At 64.1% G+C, this 17878-nt stretch carries 17 protein-coding genes; 12 read left to right on the plus strand and 5 right to left on the minus strand.

The genetic code is table 11. The annotated features are described in order from the left end of the window. Positions 1-138 precede the first annotated feature (138 nt). Both ACIOU8_RS09085 and ACIOU8_RS09090 read left to right on the plus strand, forming a co-directional pair. On the plus strand, positions 139-1026 hold the full coding sequence (locus tag ACIOU8_RS09085) for a sce7726 family protein (protein WP_400788324.1): 888 nt from the start codon (positions 139-141) through the stop codon (positions 1024-1026). 3 nt (positions 1027-1029) lie between these two features. After that, on the plus strand, positions 1030-1968 hold the full coding sequence (locus ACIOU8_RS09090; RefSeq protein WP_400788326.1) for a sce7725 family protein: 939 nt from the start codon (positions 1030-1032) through the stop codon (positions 1966-1968). A gap of 19 nt (positions 1969-1987) precedes the next feature. On the opposite strand, the gene ACIOU8_RS09095 is transcribed toward ACIOU8_RS09090, so the two are convergent. After that, positions 1988-2872: a hypothetical protein gene (locus ACIOU8_RS09095; RefSeq protein WP_400788327.1), complete on the minus strand. Its 885-nt coding sequence runs from the start codon at positions 2870-2872 to the stop codon at positions 1988-1990. A gap of 29 nt (positions 2873-2901) precedes the next feature. Further along, a complete protein-coding gene (locus tag ACIOU8_RS09100) occupies positions 2902-3996 on the minus strand; it encodes a hypothetical protein (RefSeq protein ID WP_400788329.1) in 1095 nt (364 codons plus the stop codon). Positions 3997-4041: 45 nt separating this feature from the next. Between ACIOU8_RS09100 and ACIOU8_RS09105 the strand changes: the two genes are divergently transcribed. From ACIOU8_RS09105 to ACIOU8_RS09140, 8 genes are all read left to right on the plus strand, one after another. Further along, positions 4042-4215: a hypothetical protein gene (locus ACIOU8_RS09105; protein WP_400788331.1), complete on the plus strand. Its 174-nt coding sequence runs from the start codon at positions 4042-4044 to the stop codon at positions 4213-4215. Between the two features lie 79 nt (positions 4216-4294). Continuing rightward, positions 4295-5020, plus strand: coding sequence for a hypothetical protein (locus ACIOU8_RS09110; RefSeq protein ID WP_400788332.1), 726 nt, complete (start codon positions 4295-4297; stop codon positions 5018-5020). Positions 5021-5129: 109 nt separating this feature from the next. Then, positions 5130-5480 carry a hypothetical protein gene (locus ACIOU8_RS09115; RefSeq protein ID WP_400788335.1) on the plus strand — a complete coding sequence of 117 codons (351 nt, stop codon included), beginning with the start codon at positions 5130-5132 and terminating at the stop codon, positions 5478-5480. A gap of 66 nt (positions 5481-5546) precedes the next feature. Further along, on the plus strand, positions 5547-6365 hold the full coding sequence (locus ACIOU8_RS09120) for a hypothetical protein (protein WP_400788337.1): 819 nt from the start codon (positions 5547-5549) through the stop codon (positions 6363-6365). After that, the gene (locus ACIOU8_RS09125) at positions 6355-7398 is read left to right on the plus strand and encodes an ImmA/IrrE family metallo-endopeptidase (RefSeq protein ID WP_400788339.1); all 1044 of its coding nucleotides are present in this window, start codon (positions 6355-6357) and stop codon (positions 7396-7398) included. The genes ACIOU8_RS09120 and ACIOU8_RS09125 overlap by 11 nt, the downstream gene beginning before the upstream one ends. Positions 7399-8197: 799 nt before the next feature. Further along, positions 8198-8851 (plus strand): DUF2599 domain-containing protein, encoded by a 654-nt coding sequence (locus tag ACIOU8_RS09130; RefSeq protein ID WP_400788342.1) that lies wholly within the window; start codon positions 8198-8200, stop codon positions 8849-8851. A gap of 20 nt (positions 8852-8871) precedes the next feature. Continuing rightward, positions 8872-9429 (plus strand): hypothetical protein, encoded by a 558-nt coding sequence (locus ACIOU8_RS09135; protein ID WP_400788344.1) that lies wholly within the window; start codon positions 8872-8874, stop codon positions 9427-9429. 79 nt (positions 9430-9508) lie between these two features. After that, entirely contained in the window at positions 9509-9880 is a 372-nt protein-coding gene (locus ACIOU8_RS09140) for a hypothetical protein (protein ID WP_400788347.1), read from the plus strand. Between the two features lie 93 nt (positions 9881-9973). Here ACIOU8_RS09140 and ACIOU8_RS09145 read toward each other — a convergent pair whose 3' ends face one another. Together ACIOU8_RS09145 and ACIOU8_RS09150 are read right to left on the minus strand one after the other, a co-directional pair. Further along, positions 9974-11818 (minus strand): hypothetical protein, encoded by a 1845-nt coding sequence (locus ACIOU8_RS09145; protein ID WP_400788349.1) that lies wholly within the window; start codon positions 11816-11818, stop codon positions 9974-9976. Next, positions 11815-12714: a hypothetical protein gene (locus ACIOU8_RS09150; protein ID WP_400788352.1), complete on the minus strand. Its 900-nt coding sequence runs from the start codon at positions 12712-12714 to the stop codon at positions 11815-11817. Before ACIOU8_RS09150 ends, ACIOU8_RS09145 begins: the two co-directional genes overlap by 4 nt. Positions 12715-12804: 90 nt before the next feature. Between ACIOU8_RS09150 and ACIOU8_RS09155 the strand changes: the two genes are divergently transcribed. After that, positions 12805-13284, plus strand: a complete 480-nt coding sequence (locus tag ACIOU8_RS09155; RefSeq protein ID WP_400788354.1) for a helix-turn-helix domain-containing protein — start codon at positions 12805-12807, stop codon at positions 13282-13284. A gap of 1598 nt (positions 13285-14882) precedes the next feature. Here the strand turns inward: ACIOU8_RS09155 and ACIOU8_RS09160 are convergent. After that, positions 14883-15407, minus strand: a complete 525-nt coding sequence (locus ACIOU8_RS09160; RefSeq protein ID WP_400788355.1) for a hypothetical protein — start codon at positions 15405-15407, stop codon at positions 14883-14885. Here ACIOU8_RS09160 and ACIOU8_RS09165 point away from each other — a divergent pair. Continuing rightward, positions 15376-17556 carry an RHS repeat-associated core domain-containing protein gene (locus tag ACIOU8_RS09165; protein ID WP_400788357.1) on the plus strand — a complete coding sequence of 727 codons (2181 nt, stop codon included), beginning with the start codon at positions 15376-15378 and terminating at the stop codon, positions 17554-17556. The two genes, ACIOU8_RS09160 and ACIOU8_RS09165, sit on opposite strands and share 32 nt — an antisense overlap. Positions 17557-17878 lie beyond the last annotated feature (322 nt).

Below are 17878 nucleotides of genomic sequence, written 5' to 3' on the forward strand. Positions count from 1 at the left end.
GTACATCTTTCCTATGACGTGCACCCCTTCTCTCACCCACGGCGGGAGCGGCGGCTGCCGCATAGGCACAGTGGGTCATTCGGTAGAATCGGCCGTCAGGTCTCGCACCGTGGTGCCCGGACGTCGAGGGGAGCAGCGATGAACGTCGGACAGGCAGAACTTGCCTCCCTCAGCCGCATGTTCTCGGCGGCGGTGCTCCGGGAGCTAGGCCGTCACGGACAATCCCAGCTGCTCGCGCGACTCCTCCACCAGTCGAGCATTCCCGAGCGCGTCGGTGCCCGAGCAACAATCGGTGACGCCTTCGAGCGCGCTTTCGCGACACTGCGCTCGCTAGGTAATCGCGATGAGTACGTCTACCGTTCAGCCATCACACAGAAGATCCTCCTCGGGCAGCACAGCCTGCGGACCGCTTCGATGGTCGGCGAAGCACGCGTGGGCATGTGCAAGGCGGATGTCGTCGTGTTCAACGGGACGTCGACCGCGTACGAGATCAAGTCCGAACGGGACTCCCTGTCGCGGCTGCACAATCAGGTGACGAGCTACGGGCGCGTCTTCGCCGCGGTGAACGTGGTGACGAGCCCCAAGCACCTTCCTCAGGTCCTCGAGCGGGTCCCGGGCGATGTCGGTGTGCTTGTCCTCTCCGAACGCTTCACGCTGCGCACGGAGCGCGCCGCGGTTGCAGACCCGGGCAGGACCGACCCTTTGGCGGTCCTTGATTTCGTTCGCGCCAATGAGGCTGCAGCCATTCTTCACGCATGCGGAATCGATGCTCCGCGGGTGCCGAACACGCAGCTCCGCTCCAGACTTCGAGACATCTTCGCAACGCTGGATGCAGCGCAAGTGCATCAAGGAATGGTGAGCGTTCTGAGGAAAACCCGCTCCCAGAGTGCCCTCGCCGACTCCCTTCCCTCCATCCCGATGTCATTGCGTGCTGCCATGCTGACTCTGAAAATGGACAACGCGTCCAGGACAAGAGTCCACGACGCAACGCTCCTCCCTGTAGGAGCCGCACTCGCCTGGAGTTGACTGATGTACTACCCGTACTTCCGAGGAAAGCAATATGAACTGCTCGCCGTCCGGGAAAGTGCGGGGCTGATGGCCGACGCATCATTCGTGCCTGTCATTGAACCGGTTCGCCGATCCCTCGACGGTCTCGGCCGAGCGCTCGACGCCGTTAGCGACGCGGGCGGACAGGCAATCGTCATCGTCAACCCGCGGCATGGACAGCTGAGTGCAAACGGCGCTGACATCACGACCTTCTTGGATGACAACTACGGCGACAATGACGCGATTTCTGCGGGCGTACTGCTGCACAGCGGCGTCACCGCCGAGCGCGCTACTCAGCTCGTCGATGCGCATACGGCGCACGGGCCGGCACTCATCCACGCCGGCTTCACGGCGCCGCGCCAGCTTGCTGAATCGCTGGCGGAAGGATCATCTACTCTGACCCACCTCTTTATCGACGACCAGGCGAGTTCTCTCTACCGACGGCACTTCGACGGTGGTACTCGCGTGCTCCTTCGTGATGGCTTTGAGCAGATGAAGAACGCCGACTACCGGCCCGTCGACCCCTTCTCAGAGTTGCACGTCACCTTCGCCGAGTCCGGGATGGACGGGCATGGAGACTTCCTCACCGTCGGTGACCGCTTCACCGAGGGTGGGGGACCGGCGTATGCCGTCGCCATCCATCTGAGCTACATCGACCCCGACAACGACGACGCGATGTACATCTACCATTTCGTCTCCGATAGCAATGACACACCGTCGGACGCGGCCGGGAAGTTCGAGGAGGCGCTGGCGAAGGTGGTCGCGGCGTTCGACGACGATGACTCGAAGCTCCTGGAGACGTCCGCCGCCGGCGAGTTCCGTAGCCTGCATGCGCGGCGGCACTACCCTGGCCTCGGGTACGTCAAGAAGCTGTCGATGAAGCACCACATCGAGACGCTGGCGGACTACCACTCCTCCTGATTTTGGGCGCCGGGCTTCGTCACGGCGTGTACATCTGACGCCCGCTGAGTTCGTTGATGGCGCGGAACAGGTGCTCGTCGAAGACTCGGGCCGCGGCGCTGTAGAGATCGAGTCCCGCCTCGGCAACCGCCAGCACCTCGTCGATCTGAGGAGCGACGTTGGATGGTCCCACTCCGACGGAGATCGAGTAGCTAGTGGGCGAGTGGGTTACGGATGACGTCTTCGGGGTGCCGCCGTCGACGCTCTGCGGTCGGTGGCGGTGGAAACCGACGTTTCGCAGGTCGAGGAAGTCTTTCCAACGCTTGTCACCGAAGAGGTTGGATAGCGATGCGGCGATGGTGACAGTCGCCGGGGACGCCGACGCGCCTGCTGCAGCGCGAGCAACGCGCATCACTCCCGGTTCGAACGACACCCACGCCTGCTGCGTCTCACTGAACGGCGGGAACCCTGCGGCCCCGGGGAAAGCGCTGTCGACGATCTGGCGGGCATCGGTATTTAGGCGCAGTGCGCGCACCAGCGCGTTCGCCAGGCCGTGCGCGGAACCGAGCGTCCACAACGCCGTCATCTCTGCCTGAGCGCGAACACCCATGGTCGCGTACTGCGGATCCCGCTCCGACGCGTCAGCCGCCGTCCACCGACGAGCGTCTTTATTCGTCGCGAGTGCGAGAGCGAGTTGCTCCCCGGCGGAGCCGATGCGGCCCAACATCTCCGTGAAGCGGTCCACCCACTCCACGCCGAGATAAACGAGTGCGCGAACACCGGCTGAGTCGGGAGAAGCGGCAGTCATCTGCAAGCTCAACGCGGTATCCGCGATGAGCTTCTCCCGAGGGCTGAAAGGGGACGGTGCGACGGGCACCAGGCTTGGCAGCACCAATGCGGCAAGAGTGGGAGGCGGTTCGCTCATGGAAGAGAAGATAGCGGTCGCTGGCGCTGTCAGGGCTGGCTGGCCGACGCAGCGACGCTTTGCGGAGGCTGGGGCAACGTCGCTTCCCACGCATCAAGATTTTGGATTGCTCGGTCGTTGGCGTCCTTGGTTTTCTTCAGTGCCCGCAGCTGCAGCGTCCGTGCCGCACCGGTCAGCGTCCATCGAGGCATCCATGCGGCAGGAATGGACAGGAGTGCGACCGCATCCGTGATGAAGAACAACGAGGGCAGGAGGGCGGATTCGGACATGTTCAGCGCGAATGCGACCGCCGTCGCGAAGGCCATGATGATGGCGAGAAGACCCCAACCAACGCGAGAGGCCACTCGGATGCCCGCAGAATTTCCCGGAGTGGTGCCGCAGGTAAGGAAGAACATGGCGAAGGCGAGATAAGCGACACCGAGCAGCCCCGACACCCATCGACCGCTGTTCGCCGGGTCGAGTGCCTCTGCGATGACGAAAGCGACGGCGGGCAGGGCGATGAAACACAGCGTGCCTGCTCCCGCGAGAACCCATGCGATGGCCGCAAAGGAGAGTGGGCCCTGGAGGTGAAGTGTCCGAAGTGCGTCGGCGACGAGGTCGCGGGTGCTGAGAAGCCCACGCCGCTGCTTCGTCAATGAGATTACGGAGTGGGTCGCGATGTGTGACGCAAAGAACAGCACGACCGCAGCGCTTCCCACAGTCTGAATCGTTGCCGCGACGTTGCCACCGAACGTCGCCCCGAGCACCGCCAGCGCTGAGCACCCGACAGTCGCGACACCCCCGACGAAAGCGAAGGTCGCGATGTTTCGGCGCGTGCGCACGGGAACCTTGTCCGAGGCTTTCAGTCCTTCTTCGATGAACAGAGTGAGCATGAGTACGGCGAAAGCGGAGACGACATTCGCTACAGCCTTGGCTGGCGAGTGGAGCACTGTGACCCATTCAACGAAGAGCGCGTTGATGTGGTCCCCCGGGGCGGTCGGGTATTCGAGCATCGCGCGAGCAACCGGTGCGGCTACGACCAGCACCGAGACGAGAACAAGGCCCATCAGAACCATCGTCGTCAGCGCGGCACCGGGAGAATTCGGTCGACCGGGCTGTTCGTCGTCCTGATTCAGGAGGCGCATAGAGGGTGCATGAGCTTGAACAATCACCCGCGGGAGCCTATCCCAGTGCAAAAGATCGCCGTCTCTGCGGGCGCTGTGCTCGCAGCCGTCTTCGCCATCGTTCTCGGCGTCGCGATGGGCGGTGCTCCGACGGAGAATCCGTTCCTGGCCTTGATGTTCGCGCACGCGGTCATGTGGACAATCGGACTCGTCGTCGCGGCATGCGTCGGATCGTCGTAGGTGAAGGTTCTGCCGCGAGGCTCTAGTTCGTCCAACATTCTGGACCGATGATGTCGGAGGTGAACGACATACTGTGCCCATGACCGAGCTTGCGTACATGACATATACCGACTGGGCCGCCGGAGGGACCGGGATGGCGCAGCGTGGCTCACGCATTCGTGAGTGGCTCGGCGGAGAACCATTCATTTTTCTTGACCCGGCGCCGGGCAAACGACGGTCAGCTGACGCCGCCGTGTTCGCCTCCATCGTTCCGCCGGACGCTCGACAGGTCGTCACGAGCTTCGCGGAGTTCGACGCAGCTGGTCAGCAAACGCTCGACCATGGCGTCACGGTGATGTTCCCTTTCGAGGAGCGGGAATGCGAGTCGCTCCGCGAGCTCATCGTCAGCGCACGTGTGCGGCGCATCTTCGTCATGGTGTGGTCTCCAACCCATCTCGTCATCGAGATGCTGGACGGGCTCGGCGGGATGAATCTGTTGACGGAGCGCCCCGCGCCGCGCGTGGGTCCGCTCCAGCTTGAAGCGGCGAAGGCCATGGTCAGCGAGCAGTACAACGGCCTGGAATCGGGTTACGGCAAGGACGCGGTGATTCAGCTGCTTCGTGCGATGAGCAATGAGGGATACCTGCTCGATGAGCGGTGGATACATGCGGTGTTCATGGCCGGCGCGACATATCGATCCGCGGAGAGCGTCGCGAAGTTCCTTCGGGAGATGAACAGGGGCGTCAAGCACCGAGTTCAGCCGAGGTTCGTGCCGGACATCGTCCGTGTGCTGCGCGCGAACCTCGACAAGGCGGACTCAGCGTAGGACCGGAACTGCAGGATCTGAGACATAGCCAGAACGAGTTCAGTGCTTCGGTGCGGGGATGGTTGTCCGTCCGTTCTTGCCGGACATCCCGCTTCGATACGATCCACACATGCCTGAGCAGAATCCAGAGTTCGCCGACATCTACGGCGTCTTCCCGCATGTGGTGCCAGACGCCCACAATGCTCCGCGACGAAACGTCGTCGTGCAGCCGCGCGCCGACATCGTCACGCTGCTCGGCCGCACCTCCAATCGGGCTGGCTTCGATGAGGACACGTGCTTGCTCAGCGAGATCGACGACTCATGTCGGCTGGACAAGGAGGGGATGTTCGAGCTGCGTTTCAAGCACAGCATCTTCCGTGCGCACTTTTCCAACGCGAACGACTGCGAGTTCTACGGTGCGCTCGGTTCTGGTGAGGCCCGGAGCCTCCAGGAGTTCTGGGATCGCGTCAACGGGTTCTGAGCGGACCGCGCATAGATCAAACATCAGATAAGCTGACAGACTTTGCAATCAGAGGGGGACGCGACTGTGCACGCGACAGGAACACCAGACTGGGTCACCGGGATCAGCAGCGCGCCCGCTGCCCCGGCGCCTGGCGATGCCTGGACGCTGTCCTGGGACGGGATCCACGAGGGCGTCGTAGTCATCGCCCAGGTGCACGACGATTTCATCCTCGGGATCCCGGTGACAGCCGGCCGAGCGGGCGCGACCGAAGTGGGGGTGACGCTCGGACAGGCGTCGGTGGTCCTGTGGCCGCAGGCGGAGACGGGACTTGGACGGTTCCTTCTCCACGAAAAGCTGGCGAACGTCCTCGATGACGAGCAGCTTCAGGAGATCCGGCGCTGGGCGGCGGATCGTGGCGTCCTGACAACTCTCGCCGCAGGGTCCGGACCCGCGGACGCGGATGCCCTGACTCAGCTTCTTGATGACTATCGACGGCGGTGCTTCATCGAGTGGCCGTCGGAGACGGAACTCACCGTCGACGTTGAGGCGACCGGCATGAGTGCCCGTCAGTTCCGCGCAGTCACCGGGTTCGACACTCCGCGGGTGCTGGAGCTGTGGGGCGGCGACCTACTCTCCAACGACGAGATCGCGGCGCTCGGCGAGAACGCTGAAAAGTGGACTTCCGCTACGCACGACGCGGTCACCCGGGAGTTCGCATCACCCGAGGTGAAATCGCTCGTCGTCGAGCTCTGCGACGCCGCCGGGATCTCTGAACGCGAAGCCCGCAACAACGCGCGACGTGCATACGCCCTCGCCGCCCGCACTGACAGTGTGTCGGAGCGAGCATCAAGCCGTGCCGCCGACACTTTGCGCCTGCTCATCCAGGACGCTCATGCTTCCTGACGTCGCCAGCCCAGGGGAGTGGCTTCACCCCAAGGTCGTCGCCGCGGTCGCCGAGCATCTCCTGGCCAACATGCAGTTCGACCAGCCACGCTCAGCGCTGGAATCCGACATCACTCGTGCGCTCCAGGATTCCGATCTCATTGAGTTTGAGTGGAGCACCGAGGTCGATACGGTATGCGAGCTGCTGGGGACGTACACGCGCCGGCCGGCACGCATTCGGGTCGCCCGGAGGCAGAGGACGGCTCGCGCCAACTTCACCGCGGCACATGAGTTCGGTCATCACCTGCAGCAGCAGGATGAAGACTGGGCGATGGAGCTTGCTGACCTTCGTCGCGCCCACGGTTCGCTGATGCGGCACGTCGAGGAAGCTGTGAGCAATCACGTCGCGGTCCTCCTTCTCATGCCGGACCACGTGGTCGAGACTGCGTGGACGGGAACGCTGACCCCTGCGTTCGTCAGGGCGCTCACCCGAGACGGCCTGGTCTCGCGGCAGGCGGCGAGCATGCGCGCCTCGCGGTGGGCACGCGCAGACGACCCGAACGCCGTGCTTGTCGTCGCCGATCCGACCACGGGACTCGTGCTCTCGTCAGAATCGGCCGATGCGTCCACGCTCGCGCGCCCGCCGAAAGGTAGCGTGCAGTCCGACTTCCGTGCGCTGACTGCAGGCGCCCAAGGGACTCGAGCAGCGACCGACGGCTTCGTGTACTCCACGAACACGTCCAGATCAGACATCGCCTATGACTGGGGGTGGGACGCGGACGGCACCCACATCTTCGTCGTCGCCCGGCCCACCTACCGATTCGGCGACGCCCTGTGGTCCAGAGATGAGCTCGAGTGCGCGTCGGCCTCGTGCGAAAGCACGTTTGCCCGTGAGGGCGCGGTCCTCTGCCGGACCTGCATGCTGCATCGATGCCCCGACTGCGGCTCGTGTGGATGCGAGAAGCGTCGAGGCGCAACCTGCGAGAACTGCGGATTCGAGATGTCGGTGCGTGAGTCGCAGCTCGGCAGCGCTCACGAGGAATGCCCGTTCTAGCGCAGATCGAACGCCTATTGATTTCGCCGACACCACTCCGCGGAGGCTCGCAGGAGTGGCATCAGTTGACCGTCCCCTCGGCGCAACTGCAACGACCTCGAGTGCAGAATCTGAGCCAACTTGACCGCTGAGCACGAGCCCCTCGACGTCCAAGATCGCCCGACTCGGTCCATCGCCGAGGCGACTCAGCGGGTGGGGTCGAGGGTCGTGCCGAACATCGTCCGCGTGGTGCGCGCGAGTGTCGAAGAGCCGACAGGTGCTATCTCTGCGCCAGAAGACTTCGCTGATCCGAAACCCTCAACCTTCGACGTCGAGCGTTCCGCGAATGTATCGCGCGTATCCGCTCAGGCGAGACTGCAGAGATTCGGACAGCCTGATAGGGAGTGTCTTCGACCGAGGCTCGGCGTTCCCCTTGAACTGACGCCCTATTCGCGTGCGTTGTCCTCCACATGGGGGACAGCCGTGCAGCGTTGGCCGTTCTTTAAACGACGGTAGCTTTCCTGATGACGAGAGACAGGCTCTCATCATCAGGAAAGCTGACCGGAGAATCATGCGAAGAACATCAATTGCGTTGGCTGGGGTTGCAGGCTTGGCAGCCTCGATCCTCGTCTCGGCACCGACCATGGCCTCTACTGCCGCAGAACCCGACGACGCTCGAAGTGTTTTCGAGCAGTTGGCACCTGCGGACGTCGCGGAGAGCGTGGCAGACGAATCGAGCACGATCTCCGTTTCGGAGGATGTCGTTGCATCTGTCTCAGACTCTTCTGCGACCCTCGAGTCGGATCATGGTGTCATCACCATGACTGCTCCGGACGCGGCTCCTTCTGCCGACGTCGTGCCGGTGTTGATGGAGGAGGGAAGCGCGCTGTTCGCGATTGTCATCGACGACAAGCACGCCCCGAGCCAGTACCGATTCGACTTCGACGTCCCCGACGGCGCAAGCGCGACAGTTCAGGAGGACGGTTCGGTCGCGTTCCTCGCTGCCGACGGCGCCTTCGTCGCTGGGGTGGCTGCGCCGTGGGCTCTCGACAACAACGAGGGGGACGTGCCCACGTGGTTCACCGTCGAGGGTGACGCTGTCGTTCAGCATGTCGATCTCAGCGAGGTGGAGTCTGACGAGTTCCCGGTGGTGGCGGACCCGTGGCTCGGTCAGCAGCTCATCAGCTCCGCGTGGGTAAGCAATCAGGGCGGTGTGAAGTACGTCGTCAATGCAGTTCCCACGTCCTGGGGGCGGCAGTACATCGACATCATGACCCACACGTCGCACGTCGCTGAGCTCAAACAGAAGCTCGGCAGCCTCGCGTCCAAGGTCACCGCGACCATCGACAACCAGTTCATCTGCCACGTCGTCAACAACGGCTACGGCGGAGGTCCTACGTACAACATGGAGTCGTGGCGACCGAACGTTCACTGGACGATTCAGAGCAACCCGCTTACGAAGTGCAACCCGTGACGAACAGGACGGCAGCCAAGATGAAACTCACGTACGTCGCGGCGGTCGCCGCAATCCTCTCGCCGCTTCTGCTGACGGGTGCTGCGGATGCAGGCGCGACAGCGCTTGAGGAGCGGGAGACGGTCGGCGATGTCGACCAGCTGAGTCAGGAAGAGCTTGACCTGCTGGGCTCCGATGAATTCAAGCGGGTGATTGTTGACCCGGTGTCGGGCGACATCACCGCCGTGGAACCTCTCACCGAGGAGCAGCTCGAGAGCGAGCTCGTTGCAGGTGCCGGCCCGCAGGCGCGAACTGCGTACCCGTCGGCGTGCTCGCCGATCTCTCGTCCGTGCTGGAGAGGGGCGGTGCCGAACATCGACATCGGGTTCTCGACCGGAACGACTACCGGAACGTGGAGCGGTCGGGCGAACTTCTGGACCGGCAACTACTATGCGAAGCTCTGCTGGCTGGATCCGTTCTCCGCCAATCCCTTCAACCCGTCGACGGTGTGCATGCCGGAGCGGAATGGGAACAAGGCGTGGATCGAGATCGGGTACACGGTCGTCGGAAAGTCAGTTAACGTGTCGTCGACCCGCTAACGCATAGCGGAGTGGGCGCGTGCGATCCTCAGCCGCGCCCGCTCCTGTGCATCCATTCACACAGGCGAGGGGAACTCATATGACAACTTCCACTACCGCTATCAAGCCGCGGCTGACGAACCTCACTCGGGTGCTTCTCGTCATTGTTCCGGCGACCCTCCTGGGCGTCAGTGCGTTCGCCATGGGCACCATGCAAGGTGACCTCCGTCCCGCAGCGTCAGAGGTCGAGATCGAACGGTGGAACTTCGCGACCGCGGCTCAGACGATTGCCTTCGGTGTCTTCGCGCTCGCCCTGGTCCTGTCGGTGGTCGATTCCTTCAGGTGGCCACGCGACTCGCGTATGCGGCGCGCTGCCACCACGATCTTGCTCGTCATCCTCGTCGGAGCCGCTGTTTTCATCGCAGCGTGGATGGTGGGCCTTCGGTACTTTGTGATTCCTACAACCAACTAGAGAATTCGGCCCCGGATCAACGCGCTGTTCTGGTCGAGCCGCGAAGGCGAGAGCCACGTCTGCCCCGGTCAGGCGACCGGGGCAGACAGGCGTTCAGGTGAGAAGGCCGTAGCGGGCGCGGCGGCCGGCAGGCATGCCACGGCCCTTCTTTGTGCGCTTCACCGGCACGCGTCGGTCGGTGCGCTTGTGGCGCGTGCGCGGCTCGATGGCCGGGCGCTCCTCGTCGTACTGCTGGTCCAACCACTCGTAGATGACCCGAGCGTTCTGCGCGAGCACGCCGATGATGGCGAGGAGCCCCTGTCCGGCGGTGCCACGCAGACGCCGGTTCGTGGCGTCGTGCAGGCTGTTGTCGGCGTGCTTGAGGCTGTTGTTGTACGACTCGACCGTCTGGCGACCATAGGTGTGCACGTCCTCCCATTCGGGAGACCCGTACCGGTAGTGCTGCAGGTACTTCGCGCCGACTTCGAGGCTGACATTCACCGAGCTCGCGTTCGTGCAGATGGCACCCGGGGCCTTCGGGGTGTTCAAGACCGGGAGGGGGACGGCGCCCTTCGGCAGGTCCGTGGGCTGGTTCGGCTTCAGCGGGCAGTCCAGGCTCCGCCCCTTGCCGACGGCGGGGCAAGTCATGACGACGACGCCCTTGTCGGCCTTGGTCTCTTTGACCCGCAGCTCCCACTTGGCGCGCTCGATGATGAGCGCATCGCGCTCGGCGCGGTAGACGAGTTCGCGCGCTTCGCGGTCTGCCTTTGACAGCGTCCTGTCCTCCTTGTCCGCGGCGACCTTGCGGTTGTAGTTCAGCATCACGTTGCGCTGCGGGTTCGGGGTCATCGGGCACATCAGGCGTCCTTCCAGCATGTGTGCGCCATGCGCCTCCGCCTGGATGGTGCCTTCGCCTTTCACGGCCCGGCTTTCCGGCTTCGGATAGCGCATCGTGAGCATCGCGCCGGCAGCGCGCAGCGGCTTCTGCAGCACCTCCGGGTTCGCGCCAGGCAGGTACGCCTGGTCTGCGGTGACGTGTCCGAACCCGTGGCCCCAGTCGAGGATGTCGTCGAAGATTTCCCGTGCGCACTGGTTGTAGTCGACGGAGGGGACGTGGAAGTTGAAGCCGACGACGATGTGCGGTACTGCTTCGCGGTGGTCCGGGTCGTTGGAGACGAGGACGGCGAGCTCGCACTCGTACCCGTACCCCTTCTTCCCGATGGCCTTGTCGGCGGTGCCGTCCCAGTTGTCGCGCTGGTCGTAGGTGCGGACGTACATGCCCGCGTCGAAGTCGAGCGGAATCGTCTGGGTGTCCAGGCGCTTCTCCTGCTTCTCGTTGGACATGCCTCGGCTGGGCGCGGCGAGGAAGGTGGCGTCGATGGACAAGCTGAGCTTGTGCGTCTTGGCGTTGTCGGGGAGGGTGTCGTACTGGGCGTGGAGCAGGTCGTTCGTGAAGCGGAAGAACCGCTGCCGCTTCGCTTCGAGCGCGACGGCTCGTTCCGCACGATGCTCGACGATGGCCGCCAGCTCGCCCTTGAGGAGTGCGCGCTGGCGGGTCAGACGCTCCTCCTTCGGCTTCGACCGGGCTCCCTTGCGTTCCAGCATCGGCTTGTAGTCGAACACCTCGAGGAGTCGGTTCGTTGCCCGCTCGACGCGGTTCTGCATGTCTTCGTAGGGGACGGTCATGAACGAAGCCGGGACGCCCATGATTTCGGCGGCCTCGGGGCTCAGGCGCTCGCTGAGGACCTCGGCGACGCGGGTGGCGAACAGCGGCTGCTGTTCCATGCCGACGACGAGCCAGGCAATGAACACGGCACGCGGGCCGAGGGAAGGCGGCCGGCCGCCCTGGTACGTCTGGTCCTCCTTGTCCCAGGCCTTGACCTTATCCATCACGCCGGAGGAGTCGACGATGTTGGCGGCCCACCGGACGACGCTCAGGGGAATGAGGTGCGCGGTCATCGTGCCACCTCCGTCGCCAGGCGGAGGGCGCTCGTGCGTGCGGACTCCGGAGTGCGGGCGAGGAAGGGGAGGAGTCGGCGGAGCACGTCGGGGCTCTTCAATCCTGCGGCGTCCAGGAAGTCCGGCAGGGGAGTGCCGGCATCCACGTGCGCGAGCATCCAGCTGGCTCGCATGCGCTGCGGGGAGGGCCGCAACCCCGGCAGTCCATCGATGATGCTCTTCAGCGTCATGCTGTTGCGCGTCGACCACGTGCGACCGATGAGGTACCCGTCGTCAGGTCCCTGGGACAAGACCTCCAGCTCGTCGTGCCACGAGTGCAGGACGGGGATGGTCCGGTCGGGGGTGCGCACTCCGAGCAGGTTGTCGTCGAGGACGATGATGTCGTCGCGTCGCGCCGTCATCATCTCTGCGGCGGTGAGCCCGCAGCCGAGGCCGAGGGTTGCGATAGACGATGCGTTGCGGCGGCTGCCCTCGCGGGACTGCCACTGACTCCACCGGCGAATCTCCCCCTGCTCCTCGACCGTGTAGGGGGTCTGCGGCGTCGACGAGGTCGACACCGCGCGGTCCTCAGGGCCGGCCGGGAGGCCCGCGATGACCCGCAGGCGCTTCCTCTCGCGCTCCGCGAGGAAGCCGGCGACCTCGGTGCTGCGATACGTCGTGTATGCATCGATGACATCCGCACGGAGGATGGTTTCGTCGAGGCTGCCCAGACCGAGGGTGAGTACCCAGTCGGCGAACCCGGTGAGGGTCATCAGCCCGTGGTGGATGTCGTCGCGGGTGCGTCCCTCGGTATAGTGGGAGCGCACGGTTTCCACGACGAACGGCTTCAGTTCGTTCCAGATGTTGGTCGGGATGTGCGGGGTGTAGGTCTCAAGGACTTCTTCTGCGTTGTTCACTCCCTTCTCATGCCCAGCCGCGGGTCGCGGTGTGAACGCCGCTACCGAACAGCGCTTCTGTGCGCGCGCGAACACCGGAAGGGCTCGGAGATGGACTTTCGCTACCCGCCGTCGCACTTCACGCCGGACTACGTGGAGTTCGGTGACAACCGATTCGACCCGTGGTCGGGGCCCGATGACCCGAACGCGGAGGCGCGGGCGGCGCGGGTTCAGGACCAGGTGGCCAGGTTCGTGCGCCGACACCTGAAGCTGCACGGCATCACGCAGAAGGAGTTCGCCGCGACCATCGGCATCGACCGTCCGAAAGTCAGCCGCCTTCTCACCGGCGCCATGTGGGCAAGTCTCACCGACCTCGAGTTGATGCTCGGCGAGTGCGGAGCGACCCTCACCTCCGTGGCGCTGGCCGTCGGCGACGGCTCTCATCAGTCACCGCGGGTGAAGAAGATCATCGCGTCGTACCTGCAGGAGGCGTTGGCGAAGGTGGAGGGAGAAATCGCTCGTACCGAACCAGAGCATCCATCGACTTCAGACCTGCCGCAGCCAGCAGATCCTGCATCGGTGTCCCGTTAGATAGGTGGTCCACAAGCCACGTCGCACGCATTCGCTGCGTATTCAAGCTCACGGTCAGGCTTGTGGAGCGGTCGATGAACGTCTTGACGATGTTCTTGTGCCAGGAGACTCCAGGGCGGAACAGCGATTGAGCCGGGTCCGGCGCAGTCGACGCGAGCTCCAGAAGCTCTGACCGCCACTCGTCTGCGACCGGCACGACGCGGTCTACGACAGTGACCGCCGCTGCGTCCTCGTGCACATCAGTGGCCCGCACAGCGACGAGGTCGCGCGTCGGGAGACCAGCTCCGAAACCGAGGGCGATGAGCGCGCGGGCCGACCTCCCGTTCACCCCGTCCTGCACTTCCGACCAGCGGATCGCGGCGTCAATCTCCTCATCGGTGTACGGGGTCGCAGGGGAGGCGGCTGCGAGCGGGGGAAGCGGCGGCGGGACGGCGATGACGTCGAGCGCCTCGCCGGCACGTAGCAGCAAGGAGCGTCGCCGACCCTTGCTCGCAGTGTTCGTGGTGTCCATCACCGCAACGGCCGCGGCGATGACATCTCGACGGAACAGAGCCTCGCGAGTCATCGGGAGCCCGGCGACGTTGACGCACCAGTCCACATGGCGAGCGACCGTGCTCATCGTCGAGGCGGGGGAGTACGTGATGGCCGTAGAGAGATCCGCGGTCACATCCAGCACGAAGGCCCGGATGACGTCCCAGTCATCGTCGGGTAGGTCTGGTACGTAGGCCTCGGGGTCTACACCCTGGACTGACAACTCTGAACGATCTGTTCGTGCTTCATAGCGATGAAACGTAGCACTTTAGATACGGCCTTGTATACCACGTCAGTGCTCCTTGCGTGGAGGCGCGCCGACGAGGCTGCACCGTCTTGAGGGCTGCCACATATGGCACTGAGGTTCTGGGCGCACTACAGGATCTGAGACAAGATACGAGGCTGCGGACCAGTGAACCTTGCATCTCTTATCTGTTCACCAGATTTACTCTTCCGAGATGCTCACAGCGAACGCTATGGTTCGAGCAGCTTCCGTGCCGCTCTGGTCGGAACGATCTCTCATTGATGAGTGGAGCCAACGTGCGCGCTGGGGTCAAGCGGTGGATGTCTGCGGTTTCTGTAGCGGTGTTGAGCGCCGGGTTGGTGATGGCGGTCGCGGCGCCGGCGAACGCGGCGCTGCCAATCGGGCCGACAACGGTGGGGCAGACGGGGTCTCGTCCGGGAGCGACAGAGATCCCGTTCGCTGTCTCTGACCAGGTATCGGCGTACGTGGATGTGGCCACCGGGAACTTGCGGGTGACGAACCAGAGCCTGTCGCTCGTCGGCGTCACTGGCTCCGTGGACATCGCCCAGTCGTACAACTCCCTCAGTGCAGTCCCGGGGTCGGGGAGCGTTCCGGCCGCGAATCGGTGGACGACCGGTATCCAGGGCGTCGGGTACCTGTCTGCGGCGTACGGTAGCTCGGGGATCATCTACACCGCGGGCGACGGCACGACCTGGCTGTACGCAGCAGCGACCGGTGGCGGGTACACCGCCCCGGCAGGTGCGAAGGCGGACCTCGCGCCGGTCGCGGGTGGTGGGTTCATGTTGACGGAGCGGGAGTCGCGTCAGGTAGCGACGTTCAACGCGGACGGCCAGCCCACGACCATCGCGGATCGCAACGGCAACGCCACGACCATCGGGTACGCAAGCCCAGGTAGCCCAAACAGCGTCGTGAGCAGCGCCGGCCCCGTCGCCGCGCGTACTGCGACGCTCGCGTACTCGTCATCGACGCGGACCTTGACCGCAACGCAGACGTCCGGCTCTTCGTCGCGGACGCTGAAGTGGGTGAAGGACCCGTCCTCGAACCTCACGTCTATCGTCGACGCGGAAGGCAAGACCACGGCGTTCGGATACACCGGCCAGCAGCTGACGACCATCACCGGCCCGACGGGCGCGGTAGTTACTATCGGGTACGAATCCGCGACCTCGAGCCGTGTCACCTCGGTGTCGCAGGCGAACACGACTGCCGGGTCTCCAGGCTCGAGCGTGACGCGGTTCGCGTACCCGACGACGACCACGCGGTTCCTCGCACGAGGGAATACCAACCAGTCCTCGTCCGTGGCCTCGGTCCCGCACATCACGTTCACCATCAACTCCTCCACCAACCTCGTCATTGCCGCAGCCGACGAGATGGGGCGTCAACGGGCGGCGACCTATACGCCCAATGGCGACGTGGCGACCGCGACATCGGGGACGGGCGCGACCGCCGGGACCAGTACCGCGACCTACGGGGCGAACAACGGCGACTCGATGACGTCGCTGCAGGCACCGGGCGGTGCCACAACCACCACCGCGTACGCGAACACCGCGGCGGCTACCGCCTACCTCGCGTCGTCGAGCACTGACTCCGCCGGAAACATGTCGACCTACACGTACAACGGAGTAGGCAACGCGCTGACCAGCACCAACGCGCTGGCCGCAACCGCAACGTTGACCTACAACGCCGATGGCACGATTGCGACTGCCTTGGCGCCGGGCAGCGGAACGAACAAGACGCTGTACGGGTACAACACGAACAAGCAGCTCACCTCGATGACGCCGGTCACCGGCTCGTCCCTGGGCGCTCGTGCCTTCACCTATGACGACTTCGGACGCCTGCGAACGGCGACCGATGGCCGCGGCACGACGACTACCTACAGCTACGACAAGCAGGACCGCTTGCTGAGTACCTCCTTCTCCGACTCCACGCCTACAGTCACGAACACCTATACCGACCGAGGATTGCCGGCCACGCGCGTCGACGGACACGGCACGACCACCTACGCGTACGACCAGCTCGGACGGCTCATCAGCCGCGGAAACACCTTCCACGGTGGCACCATTACCTACGGCTACGACAAGTCCTCCAACCTCATTGGAGTGACCGACGGCCGAGGCACCACCGTGAACTCCTTCGACGACGCCGGCGTTCCCACAAAGATCACCTACAACAAGTCCTCCGGCGTTCAGGTGCTCCTGTTCGCCGTCGATGACCAGGGTCGCCGAACCGACTCCTGGCTCCAGTCGAACGCCACCCACACCACCTGGCGGGCTCACACGCACATCGACTACGACACCACCGGACGCGTCTCGCGCTCCGTTGCGGAGATCCGTGATGGCACGACTGGCCCCATCACCACGGTGTTCGACACGTCATACTGCTACAACACCGCGTCCGCTGCGCCGACCTGTGGCACCGCGACAGCGAATGACCGGTCGAAGCTGCAATGGTCACGAGACAACCTCACCGGTCAGGTGACCGCGTACGGATATGACACCGCCGGACGCCTTGTCTCAGCGACGCAGACCGGCGGTACCGCCCCGTCCACCTACGCATACACCTACGACGCGCGAGGCAACCGCCTGACCGCGACGGTCACGGGTGGTTCGCCGTCGTCGCAGACGCTCACCTTCAACTCCGCCAACCAGGTCACGAACACCGGATTCGTCTATGACGGGACCGGCAACCTGACCAAAGAGCCGCAGGCGACGTACTCGTACAACGGTGCCCAACAGATGACGAAGGTCAGCAACAGCAAGGGTAACTTCGACTACAAGTACGCGGGCACGAACCAGGTTGAGGTGCTGCAGCAGGAGAGCAACGAACGCGACTACAAGCTCGTCTACGGCCGCACCAACAAGGTCGGACTTCCCATCGTCGAACAGGTTCAGGCTGGCGATCTCACCGCCTACATCGAGAACGATCCGGTTACCGGCGAGCCGCTGATGCTGCGAAGCTCGTCGGGGGTGGAGACCCTGTATGTGTATGACGGGCTGGGCTCTCCGGTGGCGATGCTCACCGACTACTCCGCTGTCGCCTACGCGTACACGTTCGATCCGTTCGGGACGGCCGTCCTTTCCGACGAAGGCACCGGAGGCAACGGTCAGAAGCAAAACCCATTCTTGTTCAAGGGCGGAATCCAAGACCGGGCCACCGGCTGGGTGCACTACGGCAACCGCTGGTACAACACCACGCTTGGCCGCTGGACGCAACAGGATACGTTGGACGCGCCCCTCGATGCTTACAACGCCAATCGGTATGCATACGCTGGGGCGGACCCTGTCAACCACGTCGACCTGACAGGGAAAGCTGTCTCGGGCGACTGCTGGAGACAGGCCGGGATGATAGTTGGATCCGGTCTCGTGTTCTTTGCTAGTCTCGCGAACCCGGTCGCAGCCGTCGGAGGAGGCATCTTGTTTGTCACTGTCGGGTCCAGTGAAGCTAATGCCGACGGCACCCTGACTTGTGACGCAGCATAAGACTGTCTTTGGAGTTGAAAACGAATGACACCTCGAACGCGACCCATCTTTAGCTGGGTGCTTCCGCTTGTCCTGGCGGCCGTCACATTGGCGCTCTTGGCTCTTCAACCGGAGCCCACTGTGCGAATCGTCATTATCGTCTGCGCAGTCTTCTTCCTGCTGATTGCGATTGTGCAGCTGTTGCGTGCCCGAAACCGCCGTTGACGCTGTTAAGGTGTCCTCTTCGGCGCCGCCGCACTCTAGAGAGGGCGAGTGGCGTGATGCCGGTCGACAGTCGTAGGGGTTTTCGGGACGGCTTCTCAACACACGGTGCATCCATCCC

Origin of the sequence: Microbacterium sp. NPDC087589 (genome assembly GCF_044743635.1) — a bacterium.
Taxonomy (GTDB): Bacteria; Actinomycetota; Actinomycetes; order Actinomycetales; family Microbacteriaceae; genus Microbacterium.

What these genes read in the sequence shown, in the direction of transcription:
- ACIOU8_RS09085 (WP_400788324.1), top strand. Translation starts at nt 139, where the DNA reads ATGAACGTCGGACAGGCAGAACTTGCCTCCCTCAGCCGCATGTTCTCG.
- ACIOU8_RS09090 (WP_400788326.1), top strand. Translation starts at nt 1,030, where the DNA reads ATGTACTACCCGTACTTCCGAGGAAAGCAATATGAACTGCTCGCCGTC.
- ACIOU8_RS09095 (WP_400788327.1), bottom strand. Translation starts at nt 2,872, where the DNA reads ATGAGCGAACCGCCTCCCACTCTTGCCGCATTGGTGCTGCCAAGCCTG.
- ACIOU8_RS09100 (WP_400788329.1), bottom strand. Translation starts at nt 3,996, where the DNA reads ATGCGCCTCCTGAATCAGGACGACGAACAGCCCGGTCGACCGAATTCT.
- ACIOU8_RS09110 (WP_400788332.1), top strand. Translation starts at nt 4,295, where the DNA reads ATGACCGAGCTTGCGTACATGACATATACCGACTGGGCCGCCGGAGGG.
- ACIOU8_RS09115 (WP_400788335.1), top strand. Translation starts at nt 5,130, where the DNA reads ATGCCTGAGCAGAATCCAGAGTTCGCCGACATCTACGGCGTCTTCCCG.
- ACIOU8_RS09125 (WP_400788339.1), top strand. Translation starts at nt 6,355, where the DNA reads ATGCTTCCTGACGTCGCCAGCCCAGGGGAGTGGCTTCACCCCAAGGTC.
- ACIOU8_RS09130 (WP_400788342.1), top strand. Translation starts at nt 8,198, where the DNA reads ATGACTGCTCCGGACGCGGCTCCTTCTGCCGACGTCGTGCCGGTGTTG.
- ACIOU8_RS09135 (WP_400788344.1), top strand. Translation starts at nt 8,872, where the DNA reads ATGAAACTCACGTACGTCGCGGCGGTCGCCGCAATCCTCTCGCCGCTT.
- ACIOU8_RS09140 (WP_400788347.1), top strand. Translation starts at nt 9,509, where the DNA reads ATGACAACTTCCACTACCGCTATCAAGCCGCGGCTGACGAACCTCACT.
- ACIOU8_RS09145 (WP_400788349.1), bottom strand. Translation starts at nt 11,818, where the DNA reads ATGACCGCGCACCTCATTCCCCTGAGCGTCGTCCGGTGGGCCGCCAAC.
- ACIOU8_RS09155 (WP_400788354.1), top strand. Translation starts at nt 12,805, where the DNA reads ATGGACTTTCGCTACCCGCCGTCGCACTTCACGCCGGACTACGTGGAG.
- ACIOU8_RS09160 (WP_400788355.1), bottom strand. Translation starts at nt 15,407, where the DNA reads ATGGTGAACGTGATGTGCGGGACCGAGGCCACGGACGAGGACTGGTTG.